This is a genomic window from Shigella flexneri 2a str. 301 (genome assembly GCF_000006925.2).
In the GTDB taxonomy this organism is placed as follows: Bacteria; Pseudomonadota; Gammaproteobacteria; order Enterobacterales; family Enterobacteriaceae; genus ECMA0423.
In genome coordinates this window covers 2,184,250-2,209,207 of the sequence record NC_004337.2, presented here as the reverse complement: position 1 = coordinate 2,209,207, position 24,958 = coordinate 2,184,250, and the positions used below count along the sequence as shown (strand labels likewise).

The 24,958-nt window shown below is 48.7% G+C and carries 20 protein-coding genes, 4 pseudogenes and 11 other annotated features; of the genes and pseudogenes, 12 read left to right on the top strand and 12 right to left on the bottom strand.

Annotated elements, in window-relative coordinates:
* Nucleotides 1-747 precede the first annotated feature (747 nt).
* Nucleotides 748-2,691: a sequence feature ('Similar to Escherichia coli K12 molybdate metabolism regulator, second fragment 2 gi: 1788434 (646 aa). BLAST with identity of 96% in 648 aa. This CDS contains an in-frame stop codon. The sequence has been checked and is believed to be correct.'), on the bottom strand.
* From molR_2 to metG, 6 genes and pseudogenes are all read right to left on the bottom strand, one after another.
* Nucleotides 748-2,691, bottom strand: a pseudogene (gene molR_2, locus SF2185). Its footprint overlaps the feature before it by 1,944 nt.
* A 113-nt stretch (nucleotides 2,692-2,804) precedes the next feature.
* Nucleotides 2,805-5,671, bottom strand: a sequence feature ('Similar to Escherichia coli K12 molybdate metabolism regulator, first fragment gi: 1788433 (275 aa). BLAST with identity of 98% in 956 aa. This CDS has been disrupted by insertion. The sequence has been checked and is believed to be correct.').
* Nucleotides 2,890-3,657: a mobile genetic element, on the bottom strand. It overlaps the preceding feature by 768 nt.
* Entirely contained in the window at nucleotides 2,905-3,300 is a 396-nt protein-coding gene (insB, locus tag SF2184) for an insertion element IS1 protein InsB (protein NP_708005.1), read from the bottom strand. It overlaps the preceding feature by 396 nt.
* Entirely contained in the window at nucleotides 3,327-3,602 is a 276-nt protein-coding gene (gene insA / locus SF2183; protein ID NP_708004.1) for an insertion element IS1 protein InsA, read from the bottom strand.
* Nucleotides 4,217-5,480: a mobile genetic element, on the bottom strand.
* Nucleotides 4,260-5,078: an insertion sequence element IS600 protein gene (locus SF2182; protein ID NP_708003.1), complete on the bottom strand. Its 819-nt coding sequence runs from the start codon at nucleotides 5,076-5,078 to the stop codon at nucleotides 4,260-4,262. It overlaps the preceding feature by 819 nt.
* On the bottom strand, nucleotides 5,114-5,416 hold the full coding sequence (locus SF2181) for an insertion sequence element IS600 transposase (RefSeq protein ID NP_708002.1): 303 nt from the start codon (nucleotides 5,414-5,416) through the stop codon (nucleotides 5,114-5,116).
* Nucleotides 5,672-5,811: 140 nt before the next feature.
* Complete coding sequence (metG, locus tag SF2179; protein ID NP_708001.2) at nucleotides 5,812-7,845, bottom strand: methionyl-tRNA synthetase; 2,034 nt, start codon at nucleotides 7,843-7,845, stop codon at nucleotides 5,812-5,814.
* 131 nt (nucleotides 7,846-7,976) lie between these two features.
* On the opposite strand from metG, the gene mrp reads away from it, so the two are divergent.
* From mrp to yehD, 5 genes are all read left to right on the top strand, one after another.
* On the top strand, nucleotides 7,977-9,086 hold the full coding sequence (gene mrp / locus SF2178; protein NP_708000.2) for an antiporter inner membrane protein: 1,110 nt from the start codon (nucleotides 7,977-7,979) through the stop codon (nucleotides 9,084-9,086).
* Between the two features lie 261 nt (nucleotides 9,087-9,347).
* Nucleotides 9,348-9,629 carry a hypothetical protein gene (locus SF2177a; protein YP_008439264.1) on the top strand — a complete coding sequence of 94 codons (282 nt, stop codon included), beginning with the start codon at nucleotides 9,348-9,350 and terminating at the stop codon, nucleotides 9,627-9,629.
* A 41-nt stretch (nucleotides 9,630-9,670) separates the two neighbouring features.
* Nucleotides 9,671-10,438, top strand: a mobile genetic element.
* Nucleotides 9,726-10,001 (top strand): insertion element IS1 protein InsA, encoded by a 276-nt coding sequence (gene insA / locus SF2177; protein ID NP_707999.1) that lies wholly within the window; start codon nucleotides 9,726-9,728, stop codon nucleotides 9,999-10,001. Its footprint overlaps the feature before it by 276 nt.
* Nucleotides 10,028-10,423 (top strand): insertion element IS1 protein InsB, encoded by a 396-nt coding sequence (insB, locus tag SF2176; RefSeq protein ID NP_707998.1) that lies wholly within the window; start codon nucleotides 10,028-10,030, stop codon nucleotides 10,421-10,423. (Lies within the feature at nucleotides 9,671-10,438.)
* 260 nt (nucleotides 10,439-10,698) lie before the next feature.
* The gene (gene yehD, locus SF2175; RefSeq protein ID NP_707997.1) at nucleotides 10,699-11,223 is read left to right on the top strand and encodes a fimbrial-like protein; all 525 of its coding nucleotides are present in this window, start codon (nucleotides 10,699-10,701) and stop codon (nucleotides 11,221-11,223) included.
* 34 nt (nucleotides 11,224-11,257) lie between these two features.
* Nucleotides 11,258-12,754: a sequence feature (Similar to Escherichia coli K12 chaperone gi: 1788428 (240 aa). BLAST with identity of 97% in 498 aa. This CDS has been disrupted by insertion. The sequence has been checked and is believed to be correct.), on the top strand.
* Nucleotides 11,554-12,317 (bottom strand) — a mobile genetic element. Its footprint overlaps the feature before it by 764 nt.
* On the opposite strand, the gene insB (SF2173) is transcribed toward yehD, so the two are convergent.
* The gene (gene insB / locus SF2173) at nucleotides 11,569-12,072 is read right to left on the bottom strand and encodes an insertion element IS1 protein InsB (RefSeq protein NP_707996.2); all 504 of its coding nucleotides are present in this window, start codon (nucleotides 12,070-12,072) and stop codon (nucleotides 11,569-11,571) included. (Lies within the feature at nucleotides 11,258-12,754; overlaps the previous feature by 504 nt.)
* Nucleotides 12,755-12,769: 15 nt before the next feature.
* Here insB (SF2173) and yehB point away from each other — a divergent pair.
* Together yehB and yehA are read left to right on the top strand one after the other, a co-directional pair.
* Nucleotides 12,770-15,250, top strand: coding sequence for a fimbrial outer membrane usher protein (gene yehB / locus SF2171; RefSeq protein ID NP_707994.2), 2,481 nt, complete (start codon nucleotides 12,770-12,772; stop codon nucleotides 15,248-15,250).
* Between the two features lie 15 nt (nucleotides 15,251-15,265).
* Nucleotides 15,266-16,081 (top strand): type-1 fimbrial protein, encoded by an 816-nt coding sequence (gene yehA / locus SF2170; protein NP_707993.1) that lies wholly within the window; start codon nucleotides 15,266-15,268, stop codon nucleotides 16,079-16,081.
* 299 nt (nucleotides 16,082-16,380) lie between these two features.
* Here yehA and yohN read toward each other — a convergent pair whose 3' ends face one another.
* Nucleotides 16,381-16,719, bottom strand: a complete 339-nt coding sequence (gene yohN / locus SF2169) for a hypothetical protein (protein ID NP_707992.1) — start codon at nucleotides 16,717-16,719, stop codon at nucleotides 16,381-16,383.
* Nucleotides 16,720-16,937: 218 nt separating this feature from the next.
* Nucleotides 16,938-17,768: a sequence feature (Similar to Escherichia coli K12 conserved hypothetical protein gi: 1788423 (275 aa). BLAST with identity of 98% in 277 aa. This CDS contains an in-frame stop codon. The sequence has been checked and is believed to be correct.), on the bottom strand.
* Nucleotides 16,938-17,768, bottom strand: a pseudogene (gene yohM, locus SF2168). (Overlaps the previous feature by 831 nt.)
* 121 nt (nucleotides 17,769-17,889) lie before the next feature.
* Here yohM and yohL point away from each other — a divergent pair.
* The 5 genes and pseudogenes from yohL to yegW all read left to right on the top strand — a co-directional run bounded on the left by yohL (nucleotide 17,890) and on the right by yegW (nucleotide 22,988).
* The gene (yohL, locus tag SF2167; RefSeq protein ID NP_707991.1) at nucleotides 17,890-18,162 is read left to right on the top strand and encodes a transcriptional repressor RcnR; all 273 of its coding nucleotides are present in this window, start codon (nucleotides 17,890-17,892) and stop codon (nucleotides 18,160-18,162) included.
* A 222-nt stretch (nucleotides 18,163-18,384) separates the two neighbouring features.
* Nucleotides 18,385-19,173, top strand: coding sequence for a hydroxyethylthiazole kinase (gene thiM / locus SF2166; RefSeq protein NP_707990.1), 789 nt, complete (start codon nucleotides 18,385-18,387; stop codon nucleotides 19,171-19,173).
* The gene (gene thiD, locus SF2165) at nucleotides 19,170-19,970 is read left to right on the top strand and encodes a bifunctional hydroxy-methylpyrimidine kinase/ hydroxy-phosphomethylpyrimidine kinase (protein NP_707989.1); all 801 of its coding nucleotides are present in this window, start codon (nucleotides 19,170-19,172) and stop codon (nucleotides 19,968-19,970) included. The genes thiM and thiD overlap by 4 nt, the downstream gene beginning before the upstream one ends.
* 64 nt (nucleotides 19,971-20,034) lie before the next feature.
* Nucleotides 20,035-20,856, top strand: a complete 822-nt coding sequence (gene yegX, locus SF2164) for a hypothetical protein (RefSeq protein ID NP_707988.2) — start codon at nucleotides 20,035-20,037, stop codon at nucleotides 20,854-20,856.
* 47 nt (nucleotides 20,857-20,903) lie between these two features.
* Nucleotides 20,904-22,988, top strand: a sequence feature (Similar to Escherichia coli K12 transcriptional regulator gi: 1788418 (249 aa). BLAST with identity of 98% in 694 aa. This CDS has been disrupted by insertion. The sequence has been checked and is believed to be correct.).
* A pseudogene (yegW, locus tag SF2163) lies at nucleotides 20,904-22,988 on the top strand. It overlaps the preceding feature by 2,085 nt.
* Nucleotides 21,296-22,624: a mobile genetic element, on the bottom strand. Its footprint overlaps the pseudogene before it by 1,329 nt.
* Nucleotides 21,309-22,517, bottom strand: coding sequence for an insertion element iso-IS10R transposase (locus tag SF2162; protein NP_707987.1), 1,209 nt, complete (start codon nucleotides 22,515-22,517; stop codon nucleotides 21,309-21,311). (Overlaps the previous feature by 1,209 nt.) The pseudogene yegW and the gene SF2162 sit on opposite strands and share 1,209 nt — an antisense overlap.
* Nucleotides 22,962-23,927 carry a kinase gene (locus SF2161; RefSeq protein NP_707986.1) on the bottom strand — a complete coding sequence of 322 codons (966 nt, stop codon included), beginning with the start codon at nucleotides 23,925-23,927 and terminating at the stop codon, nucleotides 22,962-22,964.
* Nucleotides 23,924-24,927 (bottom strand) — a sequence feature (Similar to Escherichia coli K12 conserved hypothetical protein gi: 1788416 (335 aa). BLAST with identity of 97% in 335 aa. This CDS contains an in-frame stop codon. The sequence has been checked and is believed to be correct.). Its footprint overlaps the gene before it by 4 nt.
* Nucleotides 23,924-24,927, bottom strand: a pseudogene (locus tag SF2160). (Overlaps the previous feature by 1,004 nt.) Before SF2160 ends, SF2161 begins: the two are co-directional and overlap by 4 nt.
* Nucleotides 24,928-24,958: the final 31 nt, after the last annotated feature.

The window sequence follows — 24,958 nt, the reverse complement described above, 5'->3', positions numbered from 1 at the left end:
GGTGATATACCCACCGCAAAACCTTCGTCGATTTCCATGATTAACGACCAGCGACCGAGAGGTTTGATCATCCAGCCTCCATCCTGTGGTTCGCCCTTTATCCAGCCTTTATTTGCCAGCCCCATGACCCGGCCGCTCGGGCATTTTCTGCCTGCCCAGCGGGTCAGTTCGCTGGCGTTGCGCTCGGCTTCTGTCAGGGCGTAACTGTTACGGTCAAGCTGACGGAACGGTGGTAGCAGTTCGTAGTCGGCAAAAAGCTGACCAAAGGCGACAGCATCCGTCGGTGATATTTCCAGAACGTGAGGAATGCCGATAGAGATATCGCCTTCCGGCAGGGTGAAAAGATCATCGTCAGCGGTGCTGTAGCTGTTATCTTCCGCTACCCGGAAACAGGCCAGTAGCTGGTTGTCGGCGCTATAAACGCCCCAAATCAGACGGCGGGTTAAGTGGCGAACCAGCGGATGCACAACCAGGAAGAGTTGGAAGTTTTCCGGCGACCAGCGGCGACGCAGGCACATGGCGGATTCAAGCCTTGCTACCTGCTGGGCCGCGACGGTACGCGCATCTTTTTTCAGCAATTTGTAGCGGTTAACAGCATCGTTCGCCTGTGACTCATAATCGCTTTTGTTTGGTTTTGGCAGGTCTTTCAGGCGGCTGCCGGAAACATCACGCACAAACGGTTTTAAGGTTTCATCAAAGCTGACGGTGAACTGGCGTGGGCCAAAATCCAGCAGCAACGAACCGTTATCATCCAGACCGAGATCCGGTGCTAACCGATCTTCAAGCTCCGCTACCGTGAGTTCGCGGCTCTCGGCAATGTCGGCAATCTTTTCTTTTGCCCGCTCCTGTAATGCTTTGAATTTCAGTTTCTGAGCAATGCCGTTAAGCTGCATCAGGGCGATATCACTACCGATAGCGGCGAGAATATCCAACCCAACGGTGGCGCGTTTATGCTGGGATTCACCAGGCCAGGCGCGTATTAATGGCGTCAGTTTGCGGGCGGTGTCATCGTTACCGAGAACGCCTAACGCAGTGAACGCCCAACTCTCTTTCGACGGCGCGCCAGCGGTCTGCCAGGCGGTAAACAGATCCCAGGCAAATTCAGCCAGAGAGTCAGCGGTACAGGCGTCTTTCACCTGCAATAATCCCGGATACAGAGCCTCTTCCTGAGGGAAGCGGAGCATTTCGCCGAGGTGGAGGAGGGCGTTATCTGGCAGTGATTGGGCGTTTGCTTTTAATACCGGGCGCGTCCAGATCGATGGCTGATAAAAGGTCGGAAGAGTGGGGATTTTTGTCGGGTGATTATCTAAGGGATCGAGCGCAAGCAGAGCGTTCACCGCGTCTGTTACTTCCGACTGGTTATAACGCCGGGCGATTTCTTGCAGTAATGGCTGATGACCGTTTTCGGTAAGCATACGCAAGGCAGCGCGGGCGTTATCCTGTGCTTCACCGGCTTTGCCGAGCGCCGCAGGCAGCAGGCCGGTAAGGGCATGTTCCGGGTATTTCAACAGCCAGGTGCGGGCGTTTTCGCGTAGCGTTTTGAGTTTGTTGAAGGCACGGGCGACGGCAGGAGCCAGCTCACTCGCTGCGAAGTAATTCGTGATGGGCAAGGCTTCCTGTGGATAGCGTGTAATTGAGTTAACTAAACCAGGTAAACCTTTGAGTCCAAAATGTAACATGGCGTATTCGGTATCGGTATGTGGAGATAGAGTAAGGGCATTCCATGCTTTTACTGCTTTCTCCAGCCTCCAGCGGCAATGTTGTCAAAATCCCCAACTGCCAATAATGCCCGGTAGGTGAATGAAACACCTTAAATTCACTTAGTAAGGTTGAATAATCTTCATTTAGCCATGCCTCAACTACCGCTTCGGGAGCTTTAATATATGTACCAGCGATCCGTCGTTGAAAACCCATCCTTGCCAACAGGTTGGTAGTACTTTCTTCATGGCTAACCGTGATGTGTTTTGAATACCAGATATATTTCGCCAAAAGTTGATTACTGATTTCTTCTGTCAGATAACAGATTGGCTCGATGCCTAATGGCGCTAAATCCAGCACCGGAATCGGCGATTTTTTCTTTTTCGAAATCCATGGTGGGGAGACTACTATGGCTGGCAGTAGATCGGCGCTGGCATGGTTTGAGGGCTGTGTCAGTTGGTGCTGGCATGATTTCAGCACTGCAACTGCGGGTGTCGAAAGCCAGGGAATGACCTGTTCTGCCAGTGCTGGTTGCGAGATAAACATCGTCATTAGCATAATGCGCCAACTATTCTCTTCTTTTTGCACTAGAAGTTCCGCCAGTGCTGCCAGTGCTGCGTGTGGGAACGCAGCGCAGGCTTTCGTCATTCGATCGTGACAGCGTTTAGTATGCCCGGCTACACGTATAAGCAGTGTTAATGCGAACGGATGATTGATATGACGCAACACATCGGCGCAGTAGTCACTTGCGGCATAGGGAGCAAATCGGGGCAGGGCTGCAACACCTTGCTCCTGTAATACGGTGGCTGACCATATCGCACCACAATAGTAATCATCAAAAATGGCATATGGCTCGTGATATTTTTCTAATGAGGCAAGAATGTGCTCATCAGTCGCCACTATTTTTAACCACTCAAGCGAGGGTAATTTTTTTTGCCCCAGTAGATGCTGGGCAATTTCATGTGCAATTTCTGGTTTTTCGGGTAATAACAAAGCAATTAATGGTTGCCGCCATTCTGGAATATGTGGAATTGCGGCAATAAGTTTTTGTGCACATTTTTGCCAGAGAGACTCTTCCGCCAGTGATAAATGTTTACGTAGGCGTAATTCAAATCTGGAATATTGCTCCAAGTAGTCAGGTGCAATGCCAGACGGCAGAATAATAATGACATTATTCGCATAATCCCATTTGGTAATGACTCCAACTTACTGATAGTGTTTTATGTTCAGATAATGCCCGATGACCTTGTCATGCAGCTCCACCGATTTTGAGAACGACAGTGACTTCCGTCCCAGCCTTGCCAGATGTTGTCTCAGATTCAGATTATGTCGCTCAATGCGCTGAGTGTAACGCTTGCTGATAACGTGCAGCTTTCCCTTCAGGCGTGATTCATACAGCGGCCAGCCATCCGTCATCCATACCACGACCTCAAAGGCCGACAGCAGGCTCAGAAGACGCTCCAGTGTGGCCAGAGTGCGTTCACCGAAGACGTGCGCCACAACCGTCCTCCGTATCCTGTCATACGCGTAAAACAGCCAGCGCTGACGTGATTTAGCACCGACGTAGCCCCAATGTTCGTCCATTTCAGCGCAGACAATCACATCACTGCCCGGTTGTATGCGCGAGGTTACCGACTGCGGCCTGAGTTTTTTAAGTGACGTAAAACCGTGTTGAGGCCAACGCCCATAATGCGTGCACTGGCGCGACATCCGACGCCATTCATGGCCATATCAATGATTTTCTGGTGCGTACCGGGCTGAGAGGCGGTGTAAGTGAACTGTAGTTGCCATGTTTTACGGCAATGAGAGCAGAGATAGCGCAGATGTCCGGCAGTGCTTTTGCCGTTACGCACCACGCCTTCAGTAGCGGAGCAGGAAGGACATCTGATGGAAATGGAAGCCACGCAAGCACCTTAAAATCACCATCATACACTAAATCAGTAAGTTGGCAGCATTACCATCCCATTTAATATCAATCTGTTGAAGGTGTATTATTACATCAGTAGCATATTCCAGACTGCCTTCCTGGACGATCTGATCCATAACATCCTCACGCACTTTATATCTTGTGCATTTCATTTCAAGTGCCGTGAGTACAGCCATTACTGGTGATGGTAGCTGTGTTGTTTTCAGGCCGTCGATCTGACTGATCGCTTGGGCGACGGTGTTTTGCCATTCTAAAGAACAGGTGCTGAAGTCAAATGTGGCTGTTTTATTATCCCGTTGCGACACGCTACAGGCTAAGCGACGTAATTGGGTCAATTTGTCTGCTTGCTGAACAGGAACTCCGGGAAAGCGGCGATGACTTAACGTGGTGTGTACAACTTCGGGCGGAAAAACGACAGCAATATCTTTCGCCAGCCAAGGTAAAACAGCATCTGTATTTTTGTCAGCCGCACGGGTTTCTGCTACGAAAGAGGGTTGTTCCTGAATAATGGTGGATAAGTCCGCTACCTTGAGAGAGTCCGTTACCGTTTGGGAAGGTTGCAAAGAATTATCTTTCGCTTGCTCCACATACTGAGGTGTACTGGCAATAGCGGACACTACCATTTGTTCTTTTTTTAAGCAGCCATCTGATGATATTTTTCCCTGAAGGCTGCCGGGGAGATATTCCCCAGACGAGAGTGACGACGCTGACGATTGTAGAAAATCTCAATGTATTCCCGTATTACTGAGATGGCTTCATCCCGGTTATTAAAACGATAGTGGCTCAGGCTCTCATTTTTCAGCGTTCCCCAGAAGCTTTCCATCGGAGCGTTGTCGTAACAGTTACCTTTACGCGACATTGATGTTTTCAGACCAGACTGCTCCTGTATGACCCGGTAATCGTATGCGCAGTACTGTGAACCTCGATCAGAGTGGTGGATTAGCCCGGCAGGTGGGCGCTGGCTCCTGAGCGCCATAAACAGGGCTTTACCTGTCAGCTCTTTTGTCATGCGCTCTCCCATGGCGTAGCCGACAATTTCGCACGTATAAACATCTTTGATGCCAGCGAGGTACAACCATCCCTCCTGTGTGGCAACATACGTCAGGTCCGCCACCCAGACCTGATTTGGTGCTGTAGGAGCGAACGTCTGGTTCAGCAGATTTGGCGCAACTGGCAGATTGTGGTTCGGGTTCGTAGTCGCTCTGAACTTGCGTTTCTGCTTACAGCGTAGCATTAGCTCCTTACGAAGACGTGCCAGTCGGTCACGACCAACGATGATGCCATTCTCTGCCAGCTCCGTCTGGAGCCGCCGGGTTCCATATGTTTCGCGAGTGCGTATATGTCCCACCTTAATCTCCAGTTTTAGCCGCTCATCACTTTGTTTTCTGTCTGAGGGTTCATGCTGTACCCAGTTGTAATAACCGCTCCTGGATACACCAAATACCTGACACATCGCTTCAATGGGAAATTGTTGTCGCCATTGTTCGATTAACGCGTATTTTTCAGCGACTCCTGTGCAAAATACGCTGTTGCTTTTTTTAATATATCTCGCTCAAGGCGAGCTTCATTTAACGCCTTACGCAGTTGCAGAATTTCAGATTCCAGTTCAGCCAGCGTGCGGGAACCAGGAGTACCGAGCCCTTTTCTGGCGGCGGTAACCCATTGTCCTAAAGTGCCTTCAGGAAGAGATAATCGGGAGGCGCCTTCACTGATCGAAAGTTGATTTTCAAGAACCGTTCTGACAGCTTCGGCTTTGAACTCTTTAGAGTAACGTTGGGTTTTTCTGCTCATTATTAGCTCCTTCTGATGCCATTCTATTTCAGGAAGGAGTGTCCGTTAAACTCAGGCTACCTCATACCCCTTCTTCACCTTCTCCGCAATCAGCTTCAGTTCCGCTTTTTCCGCCGCCGCAGCATCTGAAAAACTTTTTATCTGACTTTGCCCTTTGGTGCCAACTTTTCCCCAACTGATATGCAACTCGTTTCCCTGTTGCTCCACCGTCCAGAATTTATGTGATTTTTCGTCCTGATAGATAAAGTGTCTCATTCTGCATCCCTATAATTTTATCCAGTTGAATGCAGATGCTACCAGTATTTATACGGGTTAGAGAGAGACAAAATCGCAAGAAAACAACTTTAGGAATTTATAAAGAAAAGGCGCTGTCGATGCAGCGCCTTGAAGGGGGATTATTTCACCTGATGACCCGGTTTAGCACCGGCATCCGGGCTTAGCAGGAAAATATCTTTCCCGCCAGGACCGGCAGCCATCACCATGCCTTCAGAGATACCGAAGCGCATTTTACGTGGTGCCAGGTTAGCCACCATAATGGTGTGACGACCAATCAGTGCCTGCGGATCCGGGTAAGCAGAACGAATACCGGAGAAGACATTGCGTTTTTCACCGCCGAGATCCAGCGTCAGGCGCAGCAGTTTGTCAGAACCTTCAACAAACTCTGCGTTTTCGATCAGCGCCACGCGCAGGTCAACTTTGGCGAAGTCGTCAAAGGTGATGGTTTCCTGAATCGGATCATCTGCCAGTGGGCCAGTAACTGGCGCGGTAGTGGCTTTCACTTCTTCTTTAGAGGCTTCCACCAGAGCTTCAACCTGTTTCATATCGATGCGGTTATACAGCGCCTTGAACGGATTCACTTTGTGGCCCAGCAGCGGTTGCTGGATACCATCCCAGGTCAGTTCCGTATTGAGGAAGGCTTCTGCACGCTCGGTCAGTTTCGGCAGTACAGGCTTCAGGTAAGTCATCAGCACGCGGAACAGGTTGATGCCCATTGAGCAAATCGCCTGCAGGTCAGCATCGCGACCTTCCTGTTTTGCGACTACCCACGGAGCCTGCTCGTCGACATAGCGGTTAGCCAGGTCAGCCAGTGCCATGATTTCGCGCACTGCTTTACCAAATTCACGGCTTTCCCACGCTTCACCAATCACTTCAGCGGCATCGGTAAAGGTTTTGTACAGCTCAGGGTCAGCCAGCTCGCTTGCCAGCACACCGTCAAAACGCTTGTTGATAAAGCCCGCATTACGGGAGGCCAGGTTAACCACTTTGTTCACGATATCGGCATTCACACGCTGAACGAAATCTTCCAGGTTGAGATCGATATCATCAATGCGCGAAGAGAGTTTCGCAGTGTAGTAGTAACGCAGGCTGTCAGCGTCAAAATGATTCAGCCAGGTGCTGGCTTTAATAAAGGTGCCGCGAGACTTGGACATCTTCGCGCCGTTCACCGTCACATAGCCATGAACAAACAGGTTGGTCGGCTTGCGGAAGTTGCTGCCTTCCAGCATGGCAGGCCAGAACAGGCTGTGGAAGTAAACGATATCTTTACCGATGAAGTGGTACAGCTCGGCGGTGGAGTCTTTCTTCCAGTATTCATCGAAGCTTACGCTGTCGCCGCGCTTGTCGCACAGATTCTTGAAAGAACCCATGTAGCCAATCGGTGCGTCCAGCCAGACGTAGAAATATTTGCCCGGTGCGTTCGGAATTTCAAAACCAAAGTATGGCGCGTCGCGGGAGATATCCCACTGTTGCAGGCCGGATTCAAACCACTCCTGCATTTTGTTTGCCACCTGCTCCTGCAACGCACCGCTGCGGGTCCATGCCTGCAGCATTTCGCTGAAAGAGGGCAGATCAAAGAAGAAGTGTTCAGAATCACGCATCACTGGTGTAGCACCAGAAACCACCGATTTCGGCTCGATCAATTCAGTCGGGCTGTAGGTCGCGCCGCAGACTTCGCAGTTATCGCCGTATTGATCCGGGGATTTACATTTCGGGCAGGTGCCTTTCACAAAACGGTCCGGCAGGAACATGCCTTTTTCCGGATCGTACAGCTGAGAGATGGTGCGGTTTTTAATAAAACCGTTTTCTTTCAGGCGAGAGTAGATAAGTTCTGACAACTGGCGGTTCTCTTCGCTGTGCGTCGAGTGATAGTTGTCATAGCTGATGTTAAAGCCTGCGAAATCAGTCTGATGCTCCTGACTCATTTCGCCAATCATCTGCTCCGGGGTGATACCGAGCTGCTGAGCTTTCAGCATGATCGGTGTACCGTGGGCATCGTCGGCGCAGATGAAGTTGACCTCGTGGCCGCGCATTCGCTGGTAACGGACCCAGACATCAGCCTGGATGTGCTCCAGCATATGGCCGAGGTGGATTGAGCCGTTAGCGTACGGCAGTGCGCACGTCACCAGAATTTTCTTCGCGACTTGAGTCATAGTAGGCATTACTTCTTAATAGTGAAAAGGGGTTAGATAGTACCAAATGGGAAAATGTTAAGTAAGTACTTCTCTATATTCTTCAGGTAAACTATCAGCTGATGGTTTATCTATACAAAAAAGGAGTCGGGATGAACGAACAATCCCAGGCCAAATCACCAGAAGCCTTGCGCGCAATGGTCGCCGGGACACTGGCCAATTTTCAGCACCCAACCCTGAAGCATAACCTCACCACGCTGAAAGCGTTGCACCATGTCGCCTGGATGGACGACACGTTGCATGTGGAACTGGTTATGCCGTTTGTCTGGCATAGCGCGTTCGAAGAGTTAAAAGAGCAATGTAGCGCCGAACTGCTGCGCATCACCGGGGCGAAAGCTATCGACTGGAAACTGTCGCATAACATAGCCACTCTGAAACGCGTGAAGAATCAGCCGGGAATTAACGGTGTGAAGAACATTATCGCGGTGAGTTCCGGTAAAGGCGGCGTGGGTAAATCGTCCACGGCGGTAAACCTGGCGCTGGCACTGGCGGCGGAAGGGGCGAAAGTCGGCATTCTGGACGCCGATATCTACGGCCCATCAATTCCCACCATGCTGGGCGCAGAAAATCAGCGTCCAACTTCGCCGGACGGTACCCACATGGCACCGATTATGTCTCATGGCCTGGCAACCAATTCAATTGGTTATCTGGTCACTGACGACAATGCGATGGTGTGGCGTGGACCGATGGCGGGCAAGGCGTTAATGCAGATGTTGCAGGAAACCTTGTGGCCGGATCTCGACTATCTGGTGCTTGATATGCCGCCAGGCACCGGTGACATTCAATTGACGCTGGCGCAAAACATTCCAGTAACTGGTGCAGTCGTGGTCACCACCCCGCAGGACATCGCGTTGATCGATGCGAAAAAAGGCATTGTGATGTTCGAGAAAGTCGAGGTTCCGGTGCTCGGTATTGTCGAGAACATGAGTGTGCATATTTGCAGTAACTGTGGTCACCATGAACCGATTTTCGGTACCGGTGGTGCAGAGAAACTGGCTGAAAAATACCATACACAGCTGCTGGGGCAGATGCCGTTACACATCTCCTTACGTGAGGATCTCGATAAAGGCACGCCAACGGTTATCAGCCGTCCGGAGAGCGAATTTACCGCTATCTACCGCCAGCTGGCTGACCGCGTTGCAGCTCAGCTCTACTGGCAGGGTGAAGTCATTCCTGGCGAGATTTCCTTCCGCGCGGTCTAACGCCTATTAACCATTCTGGTTATTCTTCATACACCGCAGAGATGTTATATTGATGCGGTGTATTTGTTTTTGCCGCATTAATGAACACTTATTTAATACTGCGAATATTCTGCGGACCTTCGTCCGAAACTCTACAAAGTCGAGTGATCGTACAGGCAATGCTTCATTATCATCCTTCGTGCTGTGTAGTGGATGTACAGCTATAGTTTGTTATGCACTCATTCTATCCAGGCATAACCTTTACTACAGGGATAACGTTCAATGAATAAGTATTGGCTGTCAGGAATTATTTTTCTTGCCTATGGATTGGCTTCTCCCGCAGTCTCTTCAGAGACTGCCACATTAACGATTAATGGCAGGATCAGTCCCCCAACATGCAGTATGGCTATGGTTAATAGTCAACCACAACAGCATTGTGGTCAGTTAACGTATAATGTTGACACCCGTCATCAGGTTTCTTCGCCCGTCAAAGGTGTTACGACAGAAGTGGTTGTTGCAGGTAGCGATAGCAAACGTCGAATCGTGTTAAATCGCTACGATTAATTTGGCAACCTGATTTTAATTGCATTTAGAAAGACGAAATCGGTAATGCTGCCAACTTACTGATTTAGTGTATGATGGTGATTTTAAGGTGCTTGCGTGGCTTCCATTTCCATCAGATGTCCTTCCTGCTCCGCTACTGAAGGCGTGGTGCGTAACGGCAAAAGCACTGCCGGACATCAGCGCTATCTCTGCTCTCATTGCCGTAAAACATGGCAACTACAGTTCACTTACACCGCCTCTCAGCCCGGTACGCACCAGAAAATCATTGATATGGCCATGAATGGCGTCGGATGTCGCGCCAGTGCACGCATTATGGGCGTTGGCCTCAACACGGTTTTACGTCACTTAAAAAACTCAGGCCGCAGTCGGTAACCTCGCGCATACAACCGGGCAGTGATGTGATTGTCTGCGCTGAAATGGACGAACATTGGGGCTACGTCGGTGCTAAATCACGTCAGCGCTGGCTGTTTTACGCGTATGACAGGATACGGAGGACGGTTGTGGCGCACGTCTTCGGTGAACGCACTCTGGCCACACTGGAGCGTCTTCTGAGCCTGCTGTCGGCCTTTGAGGTCGTGGTATGGATGACGGATGGCTGTCCGCTGTATGAATCACGCCTGAAGGGAAAGCTGCACGTTATCAGCAAGCGTTACACTCAGCGCATTGAGCGACATAATCTGAATCTGAGACAACATCTGGCAAGGCTGGTACGGAAGTCACTGTCGTTCTCAAAATCGGTGGAGCTGCATGACAAGGTCATCGGGCATTATCTGAACATAAAACACTATCAGTAAGTTGGAGTCATTACCGACGAAATCATTTATATAAATGATTTCGTCTTTTTTATTGATATCAACAATACCATTTACATAAATCTACATTAATTAATAGATGTGATAAATATTTAATATTCTTAAGTATTTGTTGTATTTATATTGCATTGGTTAATTTGTTTTAAATCAATAAAACAATATGTTTACATTGCGGCAGCTTTTTTGATGTGAGAAATTTGTTTCCAAGAGATACAGACTCTTAACAACCAAAAATAAATTTTATTAAGGAACATATTATGAAACGTTCAATTATTGCTGCCGCTGTCTTTTCTTCTTTTTTTATGAGCGCTGGAGTATTTGCTGCAGACGTTGATACCGGAACATTAACCATTAAAGGAAATATTGCAGAATCTCCGTGTAAATTCGAAGCGGGTGGTGATTCAGTAAGTATTAATATGCCGACTGTACCAACCACTGTCTTTGAAGGTAAAGCTAAATATTCTACCTATGATGATGCAGTCGGTGTAACCAGCAGCATGTTAAAAATTAGCTGCCCGAAAGAAGTTGCTGGTGTAAAACTCTCGTTGATCACAAACGACAAAATAACCGGTAACGATAAGGCGATAGCCAGTAGCAACGATACCGTAGGTGATAACAGCGATGTCCTAGATGTTTCTGCACCTTTTAACATTGAGAGTTATAAAACAGCGGAAGGTCAATATGCTATTCCGTTTAAAGCAAAATACCTGAAACTGACAGATAACTCAGTGCAATCAGGTGATGTGTTATCTTCTCTGGTTATGCGTGTGGCGCAGGATTAATAAATAAAATTGCAAGTTTCTCCAGGTAATAAACATGGCCGCTATCCCCATGGCGGCTTTTTAATTTAAGAGGCATTAAGATGAAAGGATTATTATCTTTACTCATTTTTTCTATGGTCCTTCCTGCACATGCCGGAATTGTTATCTACGGGACGCGCATTATTTACCCGGCAGAAAATAAAGAAGTTATGGTGCAGTTGATGAACCAGGGAAATCGTTCTTCGCTGCTGCAGGCGTGGATTGATGATGGCGATACGTCGTTACCACCAGAAAAAATTCAGGTTCCTTTCATGTTAACGCCACCAGTGGCAAAAATAGGGGCAAATTCCGGGTAATGACTCCAACTTATTGATAGTGTTTTATGTTCAGATAATGCCCGATGACTTTGTCATGCAGCTCCACCGATTTTGAGAACGACAGCGACTTCCGTCCCAGCCGTGCCAGGTGCTGCCTCAGATTCAGGTTATGCCGCTCAATTCGCTGCGTATATCGCTTGCTGATTACGTGCAGCTTTCCCTTCAGGCGGGATTCATACAGCGGCCAGCCATCCGTCATCCATATCACCACGTCAAAGGGTGACAGCAGGCTCATAAGACGCCCCAGCGTCGCCATAGTGCGTTCACCGAATACGTGCGCAACAACCGTCTTCCGGAGCCTGTCATACGCGTAAAACAGCCAGCGCTGGCGCGATTTAGCCCCGACGTATCCCCACTGTTCGTCCATTTCCGCGCAGACGATGACGTCACTGCCCGGCTGTATGCGCGAGGTTACCGACTGCGGCCTGAGTTTTTTAAATGGCGGAAAATCGTGTTGAGGCCAACGCCCATAATGCGGGCGGTTGCCCGGCATCCAACGCCATTCATGGCCATATCAATGATTTTCTGGTGCGTACCGGGTTGAGAAGCGGTGTAAGTGAACTGCAGTTGCCATGTTTTACGGCAGTGAGAGCAGAGATAGCGCTGATGTCCGGCGGTGCTTTTGCCGTTACGCACCACCCCGTCAGTAGCTGAACAGGAGGGACAGCTGATAGAAACAGAAGCCACTGGAGCACCTCAAAAACACCATCATACACTAAATCAGTAAGTTGGCAGCATCACCAAATTCCGGGCAGCAAGTAAAAATCAAAATTATGCCGAATAAACTGCCCACTAATAAAGAAAGCATTTTTTATCTGAATGTTCTGTATATTCCACCAAATAGTCCAGAGCAAGAAGGCAAGAATGCACTGAAGTTTGCGATGCAAAACAGAATTAAGTTGTTTTACCGGCCAGCGGGTATTGCTCCGGTAAATAAAGCGACCTTTAAAAAGTTACTGGTAAATCGCAGTGGCAATGGATTGGTGATAAAAAATGACTCAGCTAATTGGGTGACGATTTCGGATGTCAAAGCTAATAATGTTAAAGTCAATTATGAAACTATTATGATTGCCCCCTTAGAAAGTCAGAGTGTTAATATCAAAAGTAATAATGCAAATAACTGGTATCTGACCATTATCAATGACCACGGCAACTATATTAGTGACAAAATTTAATTGCAGGAGCTGCCTGTGTTGAGAATGACCCCACTTGCATCAGCAATCGTAGCGTTATTGCTCGGCATTGAAGCTTATGCAGCTGAAGAAACCTTTGATACCCATTTTATGATAGGTGGAATGAAAGACCAGCAGGTTGCAAATATTCGTCTTGATGATAATCAACCCTTACCGGGGCAGTATGACATCGATATTTATGTCAATAAGCAATGGCGCGGGAAATATGAGATTATTGTTAAAGACAACCCGCAAGAAACATGTTTATCAAGAGAAGTTATCAAGCGGTTAGGCATTAATAGCGATAACTTCGCCAGCGGTAAGCAATGTTTAACATTTGAGCAACTTGTTCAGGGTGGGAGCTATAGCTGGGATATCGGGGTTTTTCGTCTCGATTTCAGTGTCCCGCAGGCTTGGGTGGAAGAACTGGAAAGTGGCTATGTTCCACCGGAAAACTGGGAGCGGGGTATTAATGCGTTTTATACTTCTTATTATGTGAGTCAGTATTACAGCGACTATAAAGCGTCGGGTAACAACAAGAGTACATATGTACGTTTTAACAGCGGGTTAAATTTACTGGAGTGGCAACTGCATTCTGATGCCAGTTTCAGTAAAACAAATAACAATCCAGGGGTGTGGAAAAGCAATACCCTGTATCTGGAACGTGGATTTGCCCAATTTCTCGGCACGCTTCGCGTGGGTGATATGTACACATCAAGCGATATTTTTGATTCTGTTCGCTTCAGCGGTGTGCGGTTGTTTCGTGATATGCAGATGTTGCCTAACTCGAAACAAAATTTTACGCCACGGGTGCAGGGGATTGCTCAGAGTAACGCGCTGGTAACTATTGAACAGAATGGTTTTGTGGTTTATCAGAAAGAGGTTCCTCCTGGCCCGTTTGCGATTACAGATTTGCAGTTGGCCGGTGGTGGAGCAGATCTTGATGTTAGCGTGAAAGAGGCGGACGGCTCGGTAACCACCTATCTGGTGCCTTATGCAGCGGTGCCAAATATGCTGCAACCCGGCGTGTCGAAATATGATTTTGCGGCGGGCCGTAGCCATATTGAAGGGGCGAGCAAGCAAAGTGATTTTGTCCAGGCAGGTTATCAGTATGGTTTTAATAACTTATTGACGCTGTATGGCGGCACGATGGTTGCTAATAATTACTATGCGTTTACCCTCGGAACGGGTTGGAACACGCGCATTGGCGCAATTTCCGTCGATGCCACGAAGTCGCATAGTAAACAAGACAACGGCGATGTGTTTGACGGGCAAAGTTATCAAATTGCCTACAACAAATTTGTGAGCCAAACGTCGACGCGTTTTGGTCTGGCGGCCTGGCGTTATTCGTCGCGTGATTACCGGACATTTAACGATCACGTTTGGGCAAACAATAAAGATAATTATCGCCGTGATGAAAACGATATCTATGACATTGCCGATTATTACCAGAACGATTTTGGCCGTAAAAATAGCTTTTCTGCCAATATGAGCCAGTCATTGCCAGAAGGCTGGGGTTCTGTGTCCTTAAGTACGTTATGGCGAGATTACTGGGGGCGTAGCGGCAGCAGTAAGGATTATCAGTTGAGTTATTCCAATAACTGGCGGCGGATAAGCTATACCCTCGCGGCAAGCCAGGCGTATGGCGAGAATCATCATGAAGAGAAACGTTTTAATATTTTTATATCAATTCCCTGTGATTGGGGTGATGACGTTACGACGCCTCGTCGGCAAATATATATGTCTAACTCAACGACGTTTGATGATCAGGGTTTTGCCTCAAATAATACGGGATTATCAGGAACAGTAGGGAGTCGGGATCAGTTCAATTATGGTGTCAACCTGAGTCATCAACATCAGGGAAATGAAACGACAGCTGGGGCGAATTTGACCTGGAACGCGCCGGTTGCGACAGTGAATGGCAGTTATAGTCAGTCGAGTACTTATCGACAGACTGGAGCCAGTGTTTCAGGGGGCATTGTCGCCTGGTCGGGTGGCGTTAATCTGGCGAACCGTCTTTCCGAAACGTTTGCTGTGATGAATGCGCCAGGAATTAAAGATGCTTATGTCAATGGGCAAAAATATCGCACAACAAACCGTAATGGAGTGGTGGTATACGACGGAATGACACCTTATCGGGAAAATCACCTGATGCTGGATGTGTCGCAAAGCGATAGCGAAGCAGAATTACGTGGCAACCGGAAAATTGCCGCCCCTTATCGCGGCGCGGTTGTACTGGTTAATTTTGATACCGATCAGCGCAAGCCCTGGTTTATAAAAGCGTTAAGAGCGGATGGTCAACCATTAACGTTTGGTTATGAAGTCAATGATATCCATGGTCATAATATTGGCGTTGTCGGCCAGGGAAGCCAGTTATTTATTCGCACCAATGAAATACCGCCATCGGTTAATGTAGCAATTGATAAGCAACAAGGACTTTCATGCACAATCACCTTCGGTAAAGAGATTGATGAAAGTAGAAATTATATTTGCCAGTAATAGTCAGGTGGTTCTATGGAAATTCGCATAATGCTATTTATATTAATGATGATGGTTATGCCTGTGAGCTATGCGGCATGTTATAGTGAGTTATCTGTTCAGCACAATTTGGTTGTTCAGGGGAATTTTGCACTTACTCAAACACAAATAGCGACATATGAGCATAATTTTAATGATTCGTCATGCGTGAGTACAAATACTATCACCCCTATGAGCCCATCGGATATTATTGTTGGACTTTATAACGATACCATTAAATTAAATTTACATTTTGAATGGACCAATAAAAACAACATCACGTTGTCAAATAATCAGAGCAGTTTCACCAGTGGTTATTCGGTAACGGTGACACCTGCGGCCAGTAATGCAAAAGTGAATATTTCTGCGGGGGGCGGTGGTTCAGTGATGATTAATGGTGTTGCGACATTATCCAGTGCTTCATCATCGACACGCGGGAGTGCCGCAGTACAATTTCTACTGTGTTTATTAGGTGGCAAGTCATGGGGTGCATGTGTAAATAGCTACAGAAATGCATTGGCACAAAATGCAGGTGTCTATTCCTTCAATCTGACATTGTCATACAACCCGATAACCACAACCTGCAAACAGGACGATTTATTAATTACTTTAGACAGTATTCCCGTTTTACAATTACCAGCCACAGGTAACAAAGCAACAATAAATAGTAAAAAAAGGGATATTATTCTGCGTTGTAAAAATTTATTAGGTCAACAAAATCAAACATCACGGAAAATGCAGGTGTATTTATCAAGTTCTGACTTGTTAACCAACAGCAACACAATACTGAAAGGTGCGGAAGATAATGCGTAGGATTTATTCTTGAAAGTAATGGTTCGCCAGTCACACTTTTAAATATCACTAACAGCAGTAAAGGATACACAAATTTAAAAGAAATTGCGGCAAAGTCAAAACTTACAGATACAACGGTTTCAATTCCGATAACAGCCAGTTACTACGTCTACGATACAAACAAAGTTAAATCTGGCGCACTGGAGGCAACCGCATTAATCAACGTGAAATACGACTAATAACAAGCAAAACGAGCAAGTGGCTAATAATAAAAAATAACAAGGTGTCTGCATTTCCCCCTCATGATGAGGGGGCTTTTTTTAGCGATGATAAAAAATCTCACCGTCGTAGGCTTTAATGATTTTACCGTCGGTGTCGCTGATCAACACGTACGCGCCACCCATATAGGTCCAGTGCGTCCCGGCATCAGGCGCGGGCAGGTTACGTAACTGCCACTGCTTAATGTTGTACTCATCGGTGCGGTACATCTCTGGGACGGTATCACCTGGTTTGAAATGCTTAAAGTCAGCAATGAAACTACTTAACTCATACTTAGAAATTCCCGAGGTATTGGTCGAACCCGCGGTGGCTGGTGCGGCCCAGGCGGCACTGGTAACCAGCAAAAGCACACCCAGCAACATCTTATTTTTAATGGTCATAAACTCTCCACTTTGGGGATCTGTAATATCAGTCGCATATCTTTCCTGTCATACAATATAACTGACAAGCGATATTTTGTTAGTGATCCCATGATTTCGTAAAAAGTGTAAATGAAAGGATGCCCTAAAAGCATCCTTAGCGAGCAGAGAGTCAGCGGAAATAGCTGATTTAAGAATCATCCTGGGCTGAAGATAACATGCAAGCCTAAAGGATTGAGTTATCGCATTATGCCCATGAAGCCATGTACGCCCATATACACACCGACTAAGCCAATCAACAGACTGGAAAAATAGGGGGCGCGTTTAGCGAGAGTGTTAAATCCGCTCCAGCGTTTTGCGACCTGCTGAACGCTGATTGCTGCGCCAACGCCTACGGTGACAAGCGTTAACGCCAGGCCAATGCTGAAACTGACGACCAGTGTTGCGCCCAGTGTCAGGGCTTTCAACTGAATGCATATCAACAGCACGGTAATTGCTGCCGGGCAGGGGATAAAGCCACCGGTTAAGCCAAATAACAAAATTTGCCAGTTGATGACCTCTCTACCATCAAAGCGTCGTTTAATGTCATTGGCATGGGCTCGTGCATGGGCATCCTGATACTCGCCATGTTCGTGATGGTGATGATGTCCTTGGTCGTGGTGATGTTCGTGATCGTGATGATGGTGATGATGCTCATAATCATGCCCGTGCATATTCTCCAGCCAGTTGCGTTCGCCGCGCTAGGTACGCCAGAACATCCAGAACGCGGTGCCAATAATGATCACTGCGGAAATCAGCTGGAGCCACGGTTCTGCTGATTGAGCAGTAAAGCGCTTACTGATCACCATCCCGCCAAAGGCAATCAACCAGACCACCGCGGTATGCGAAATGGTTGCTGCCAGTCCGAGCATCACCGCCTGTTTAATGGTGCCTTTGATGGCGATGATAAACGCCGCCATCATCGTTTTTGAGTGCCCTGGTTCCAGGCCATGAAGCGCACCAAGTAAGATGGCGCTGGGGATGAAGAACCAGGCGTTTCCTTGCTGAAGAAGAGTTGTAAATTCGGTCATGATAATAATTCTTAGTATTAATTCGGCAATCTGATTCTACTCCCCCCCAGTACCTGATACTACCCCCCCAGTAGATTAATAGTGCTATGATTTTTCATATTCTTGTTAACCAGGTGTTGCCATGTCTCATACAATCCGTGATAAACAGAAACTGAAAGCGCGTGCCAGTAAGATTCAGGGCCAGGTCGTGGCGCTCAAGAAAATGCTCGACGAGCCGCACGAATGCGCTGCAGTTTTACAACAGATTGCTGCTATCCGTGGAGCGGTAAACGGTCTGATGCGGGAAGTGATTAAAGGTCATCTGACGGAACACATCGTTCACCAGGGGGATGAGCTAAAACGTGAAGAAGATCTGGATGTCGTTCTGAAGGTGCTGGATTCATATATCAAATAATTTATTAACGCGATTGTAAAACTGCCGTTTTTCCTCGTTTACAACGGGGGCGCTGGACATTACCATCCTCCTCTGCGATTTATCATCGCAACCAAACGACTCGGGGTGCCCTTCTGCGTGAAGGCTGAGAAATACCCGTATCACCTGATCTGGATAATGCCAGCGTAGGGAAGTCACGGACCACCAGGTCATTGCTTCTTCACGTTATGGCAGGAGCAAACTATGCAAGTCGACCTGCTGAGTTCAGCGCAATCTGCGCACGCGTTACACCTTTTTCACCAACATTCCCCTCTTGTGCACTGCATGACCAATGATGTGGTGCAAACCTTTACCGCCAATACCTTGCTGGCGCTCGGTGCATCGCCAGCGATGGTTATCGAAACCGAAGAGGCCAGTCAGTTTGCGGCTATCGCCAGTGCCTTGTTGATTAACGTTGGCACACTGACGCAGCCACGCGCACAGGCGATGCGTGCTGCCGTTGAGCAAGCAAAAAGCTCTCAAACACGCTGGACGCTTGATCCAGTAGCGGTTGGTGCGCTCGATTATCGCCGCCATTTTTGTCATGAACTTTTATCTTTTAAACCGGCAGCGATACGTGGTAATGCTTCGGAAATCATGGCATTAGCTGGCATTGCTAATGGCGGACGGGGAGTGGATACCACTGACGCCGCAGCTAACGCGATACCCGCTGCACAAACACTGGCACGGGAAACTGGCGCAATCGTCGTGGTCACTGGCGAGGTGGATTATGTTACCGATGGACATCGTATCATTGGTATTCACGGTGGCGATCCGTTAATGACCAAAGTGGTAGGAACTGGCTGTGCATTATCGGCGGTTGTCGCTGCCTGCTGTGCGTTACCAGGCGATACGCTGGAAAATGTCGCATCTGCCTGTCACTGGATGAAACAAGCCGGAGAACGCGCAGTCGCCAGAAGCGAGGGGCCAGGCAGTTTTGTTCCACATTTCCTTGATGCGCTCTGGCAATTGACGCAGGAGGTGCAGGCATGAAACGAATTAACGCTCTGACGATTGCCGGTACTGATCCGAGTGGTGGTGCGGGGATTCAGGCCGATCTTAAAACCTTCTCGGCACTTGGCGCTTATGGTTGCTCAGTTATTACTGCACTGGTGGCGCAAAATACCCGTGGCGTACAGTCGGTGTATCGCATTGAGCCTGATTTTGTCGCCGCCCAGCTCGATTCGGTGTTCAGCGATGTGCGAATCGATACCACTAAAATCGGTATGTTGGCGGAAACCGATATTGTTGAAGCGGTGGCAGAACGGTTGCAACGTTATCAGATCCAAAACGTGGTACTCGACACCGTTATGCTGGCAAAAAGCGGCGACCCGCTGCTTTCACCTTCGGCGGTTGCTACGCTGCGCAGTCGATTATTGCCACAGGTTTCATTAATAACGCCAAACTTGCCCGAAGCTGCCGCCTTGCTCGACGCGCCACACGCGCGCACCGAACAGGAAATGCTGGAACAAGGGCGATCGCTGTTGGCGATGGGCTGTGGCGCAGTGCTAATGAAAGGTGGTCATCTGGATGATGAGCAAAGCCCGGACTGGCTGTTTACCCGCGAGGGTGAACAACGGTTTACCGCACCGCGCATTATGACCAAAAACACCCACGGCACTGGTTGTACACTCTCTGCGGCGTTGGCTGCACTACGCCCGCGCCATACAAACTGGGCTGACACCGTACAGGAGGCAAAAATCTGGCTTTCATCGGCGTTAGCCCAGGCCGACACGCTGGAAGTTGGTCACGGTATTGGTCCGGTTCACCACTTCCACGCCTGGTGGTGAGCACCGTACTATAGCTGCTTTGGTTATTGTCAGCCTTTGGCACTGACATTCAGGGATGAAACCAATGCAGCTAAGAATTACCAGTCGAAAAAAACTCACCGCTCTATTATGCGCTCTTGGGCTAATTTCCATCGTTGCAATTTATCCGCGTCAGACGGTGAATTTTTTCTATTCGACAGCAGTTCAGATTACAGACTACATCCACTTCTACGGTTATCGCCCGGTTAAATCTTTCGCTATTCGCATTCCTGCCAGTTACACCATTCACGGATTAGATGTTTCGCGCTGGCAGGAGCGTATCGACTGGCAGCGGGTGGCAAAAATGCGCGACAACGATATCCGCTTACAGTTTGCTTTTATTAAGGCTACGGAAGGCGAAAAGCTGGTGGACCCCTATTTTTCGCGTAACTGGCAATTAAGCCGCGAAAATGGCCTGCTGCGCGGGGCGTATCATTATTTCTCCCCGTCGGTATCCGCTTCAGTTCAGGCGCGATTATTTCTGCAAACGGTGGATTTCTCACAAGGCGATTTCCCTGCCGTGCTGGACGTAGAAGAACGGGGAAAATTATCGGCAAAAGAATTACGCAAGCGGGTAAGTCAGTGGCTAAAAATGGTCGAAAAACGCACGGGAAAAAAGCCGATTATTTACTCAGGAGCCGTTTTTTATCACACCAATCTGGCGGGCTATTTCAATGAATATCCGTGGTGGGTGGCTCACTATTATCAACGTCGTCCGGACAATGACGGCATGGCCTGGCGCTTCTGGCAGCATTCCGACCGTGGACAGGTAGATGGCATCAATGGTCCGGTGGATTTTAATGTGTTTAATGGCACGGGGATGAGTTGCAGGCATTCGTTGATGGGATTAAAGAAACGCCTTAAATAAGAAGCAGTGATATACTCCCACCAGACTCCCTGGCAGGAAAAAGACAAATGGAACAAGCGCATACCCAGCTGATTGCCCAACTGAACGAGCGTATTTTAGCGGCGGATAACACGCCGCTTTATATTAAGTTTGCCGAAACGGTAAAAAATGCCGTGCGCAGCGGGGTGCTGGAGCATGGCAATATTTTGCCCGGTGAGCGTGATTTAAGTCAGTTAACCGGCGTTTCGCGCATTACGGTGCGCAAGGCGATGCAGGCGCTGGAAGAAGAGGGCGTGGTGACGCGTTCGCGCGGTTACGGCACGCAGATCAACAACATCTTCGAATACTCGTTGAAAGAAGCGAGAGGTTTTTCTCAGCAGGTGGTATTGCGCGGGAAAAAGCCCGATACGCTATGGGTTAATAAGCGTGTCGTGAAATGTCCCGAAGAAGTTGCGCAGCACTGAGAGATCCCCTCATAATTTCCCCAAAACGTAACCATGTGTGAATAGATTTTGAGTAAGCAGGGTTGCAGCCACGAGTGAGTCTTCCCTTGTTATTGTGTAGCCAGAATGCCGCAAAACTTCCATGCCTAAGCGAACTGTTGAGAGTACGTTTCGATTTCTGACTGTGTTAGCCTGGAAGTGCTTGTCCCAACCTTGTTTCTGAGCATGAACGCCCGCAAGCCAACATGTTAGTTGAAGCATCAGGGCGATTAGCAGCATGATATCAAAACGCTCTGAGCTGCTCGTTCGGCTATGGCGTAGGCCTAGTCCGTAGGCAGGACTTTTCAAGTCTCGGAAGGTTTCTTCAATCTGCATTCGCTTCGAATAGATATTAACAAGTTGTTTGGGTGTTCGAATTTCAACAGGTAAGTTAGTTGCTAGAATCCATGGCTCCTTTGCCGACGCTGAGTAGATTTTAGGTGACGGGTGGTGACAATGAGTCCGTGTCGAGCGCTGATTTTTTCGGCCTTTAGAGCGAGATTTATACAATAGAATTTGGCATGAGATTGGATTGCTTTTAGTCAGCCTCTTATAGCCTAAAGTCTTTGAGTGACTAGATGACATATCATGTAAGTTGCTGATAGGTTTCCAGTTTTCCGCTCCTAGGTCTGCATATTGTACTTTTCCTCTTACTCGACTTAACCAGTACCAACCCAGCTTCTCAACGGATTTATACCATGGCACTTTAAAGCCAGCATCACTGACAATGAGCGGTGTGGTGTTACTCGGTAGAATGCTCGCAAGGTCGGCTAGAAATTGGTCATGAGCTTTCTTTGAACATTGCTCTGAAAGCGGGAACGCTTTCTCATAAAGAGTAACAGAACGACCGTGTAGTGCGACTGAAGCTCGCAATACCATAAGCCGTTTTTGCTCACGGATATCAGACCAGTCAACAAGTACAATGGGCATCGTATTGCCCGAACAGATAAAGCTAGCATGCCAACGGTATACAGCGAGTCGCTCTTTGTGGAGGTGACGATTACCTAACAATCGGTCGATTCGTTTGATGTTATGTTTTGTTCTCGCTTTGGTTGGCAGGTTACGGCCAAGTTCGGTAAGAGTGAGAGTTTTACAGTCAAGTAAGGCGTGGCAAGCCAACGTTAAGCTGTTGAGTCGTTTTAAGTGTAATTCGGGGCAGAATTGGTAAAGAGAGTCGTGTAAAATATCGAGTTCGCACATTTTGTTGTCTGATTATTGATTTTTGGCGAAACCATTTGATCATATGACAAGATGTGTATCTACCTTAACTTAATGATTTTGATAAAAATCATTAGGGGATTCATCAGTGCGCAGCAGCTGGCGGTCGAAGCGGGAAGTGATGTCTTTTTGCTTAAGCGTATTCGCTATGTCGATGAAGAAGCGGTATCGATTGAGGAATCGTGGGTTCCGGCGCATTTAATTCATGATGTTGATGCCATCGGAATTTCTCTTTATGACTATTTCCGCAGCCAGCACATTTACCCACAACGTACGCGTTCCCGCGTTAGCGCCCGGATGCCGGATGCCGAGTTTCAGTCACATATTCAGTTAGATAGCAAAATACCGGTGCTGGTGATCAAGCAAGTGGCGCTTGACCAACAGCAACGGCCTATTGAGTACAGCATTAGCCACTGTCGCAGCGATCTATACGTTTTTGTGTGCGAGGAGTAGTTCCTCGCGCGTTGGCGCACAATCACCGCCCCGATGCCCGACAACCCACGACGCCACTGCATTGCCCAGTAATACGGCATCCGCCAGTGGCAGACCAGAGGCCAGCCCGGCAAGTACGCCACCTGCATGACTGTCGCCCGCCCCAATGGTGTCTACAACTTGCGTTGGAAATGCCGGAATGCAGCCAGAAGCGTCGTTGCTGAAATACCATGCGCCTTCTTTATCGAGACGAACGATCAACGGCGCGGCAAATTTCTCCTGCCATTGCTTGCCAAGTGTTGTTATCTCTGCGGATAAAGCAAAACGTTCGGCGGCAATCTCAGCCTCTTGACGATTGAGTGACACTAAAGGTCGACAGGCCATGATCCGCGCCAGTAATGCGTCCGGGATATCGCCAATACGTGGGCAAAAATCGATAAACGGCGTCACGTCTTGCAGCTTTTCCAGCCATTCCACTAACAATTCGCCGCAGGGCGAGGCCAGTTGATAACCGGAAAAATAGAGCAGGTTGCCAGGCGCAACGGTTAATCGTGCCAACCATTGGCGATTCCATTGATTTTCCACACCGCTGAATGACATAAAAGTGCGTTCGCCATCCGGCTCAACCAGTGCCAGACACCAGCCGTTATCGCTTTCGGCGTTATCGATCAGGCTGATTAACCCCTCTTTCGCCATCCGGTTGCGAATAATCTCCGCCCACACGCCCTGACCGAGCGGCAAGGCATTACCCGCTTCGATGCCGAGGCGCTTTAACGCCACGGCAATATTCAGTGCGCAGCCGCCAACGTTAACGCTCTGCTGTTTCAGTTCGATATCGCACCCACGCCAGGGGAGGGCATAAGCGTCGGCGATCACGTCAATGACCGCCGCGCCGACGACCATCACCGGCTGACGCGTGGTTAATTCAGGCAGCAGTGTGTGTAATCGAGCGCCGCTCATACCGCCTCCCGTTGTTGACGATATTTCGCCAGCGCTGTGGCATAGCGGTTGAAATCAAGCTGATTTACCGCATCCAGCTCCGCCTTTAACGCAGGATCGACAGCGTTAATGCCATGCAACGCGCCGCAAATCGCCGTCGCCATAGCACCTATGGTGTCTGTGTCGCCGCCAAGATTGGCGCACAGGACGGCGCAGCGGTTTGGGTCGGTTTGTGCTAGTTCAACTAGCGCAATGGCGCACGGAACGGACTCAATAGTGCTGGTGCCTGCGCCAACGACCTGGTAAAGCTGTTCGCTGGCGGATTCGGTGCCGTCGGCATTACGCACAATTTTCAGCGCAATCTCCAGACGTGCCGCCAGTGAGGCGCTGAACGTGGTGGTGCGTTTTTGCTGTGCATGTCGCGCAATTGAAGGCAATGAATCAACAATCGCTGACCAGCGTTCTCCGTCAATGGCACGAGAAATCGCCCATGCGATGACTACCGCGCCTGCAACCGCCAGATCGGATTTATGGGTCGGGCTGGACGCCAGCGCCACATCATCAATAAAGGAATCAACATCACGCGCTGGAAGCAAACAACCTAATGGCGAGACGCGCATCGCTGCGCCGTTGGTTACGCCGTTGTTTTCCAGTTCAGCAACGGGTTTACCGTCGCGAATGGCGTTAAGCGCAATCTTCGAGGTCGGACCTAGTACGTTTTTGTTAAAGGCGTCGAAACGCAACGCCCAGTCGAGAATATTACGCCCAATCAGATTCGGATCGATCTTGCCTTCACATTCCAGTAACGCATCCGCCAGACACAGGCCATCGAGGTATCGTCGGTGAATTCGGCGCGGTTAAAATAACAGGCCGCGTTATTCTCCTTTGGTCCAGGCAGAAAACGGTCAATCCAGCCAAAGTGTGCTTTAACGCGGCTGCGTGGCCAAAGCTCGGAGGGCATCCCCATCGCATCCCCTAACGCCTGCCCATAAAGAGCACCGAGAATACGTTCTGTTTTCATTTAACTTCCCCTTGAATCGGAATTTACGGGA

Excerpts from the sequence above, each read along its gene's own strand:
- SF2182 (NP_708003.1), bottom strand. The coding sequence starts at position 5,078 with ATGTGTCAGGTATTTGGTGTATCCAGGAGCGGTTATTACAACTGGGTA.
- SF2181 (NP_708002.1), bottom strand. The coding sequence starts at position 5,416 with ATGAGCAGAAAAACCCAACGTTACTCTAAAGAGTTCAAAGCCGAAGCT.
- metG (NP_708001.2), bottom strand. The coding sequence starts at position 7,845 with ATGACTCAAGTCGCGAAGAAAATTCTGGTGACGTGCGCACTGCCGTAC.
- mrp (NP_708000.2), top strand. The coding sequence starts at position 7,977 with ATGAACGAACAATCCCAGGCCAAATCACCAGAAGCCTTGCGCGCAATG.
- SF2177a (YP_008439264.1), top strand. The coding sequence starts at position 9,348 with ATGAATAAGTATTGGCTGTCAGGAATTATTTTTCTTGCCTATGGATTG.
- yehD (NP_707997.1), top strand. The coding sequence starts at position 10,699 with ATGAAACGTTCAATTATTGCTGCCGCTGTCTTTTCTTCTTTTTTTATG.
- insB (NP_707996.2), bottom strand. The coding sequence starts at position 12,072 with ATGCCGGGCAACCGCCCGCATTATGGGCGTTGGCCTCAACACGATTTT.
- yehA (NP_707993.1), top strand. The coding sequence starts at position 15,266 with ATGGAAATTCGCATAATGCTATTTATATTAATGATGATGGTTATGCCT.
- yohN (NP_707992.1), bottom strand. The coding sequence starts at position 16,719 with ATGACCATTAAAAATAAGATGTTGCTGGGTGTGCTTTTGCTGGTTACC.
- yohL (NP_707991.1), top strand. The coding sequence starts at position 17,890 with ATGTCTCATACAATCCGTGATAAACAGAAACTGAAAGCGCGTGCCAGT.
- thiM (NP_707990.1), top strand. The coding sequence starts at position 18,385 with ATGCAAGTCGACCTGCTGAGTTCAGCGCAATCTGCGCACGCGTTACAC.
- thiD (NP_707989.1), top strand. The coding sequence starts at position 19,170 with ATGAAACGAATTAACGCTCTGACGATTGCCGGTACTGATCCGAGTGGT.
- yegX (NP_707988.2), top strand. The coding sequence starts at position 20,035 with ATGCAGCTAAGAATTACCAGTCGAAAAAAACTCACCGCTCTATTATGC.
- SF2162 (NP_707987.1), bottom strand. The coding sequence starts at position 22,517 with ATGTGCGAACTCGATATTTTACACGACTCTCTTTACCAATTCTGCCCC.
- SF2161 (NP_707986.1), bottom strand. The coding sequence starts at position 23,927 with ATGAGCGGCGCTCGATTACACACACTGCTGCCTGAATTAACCACGCGT.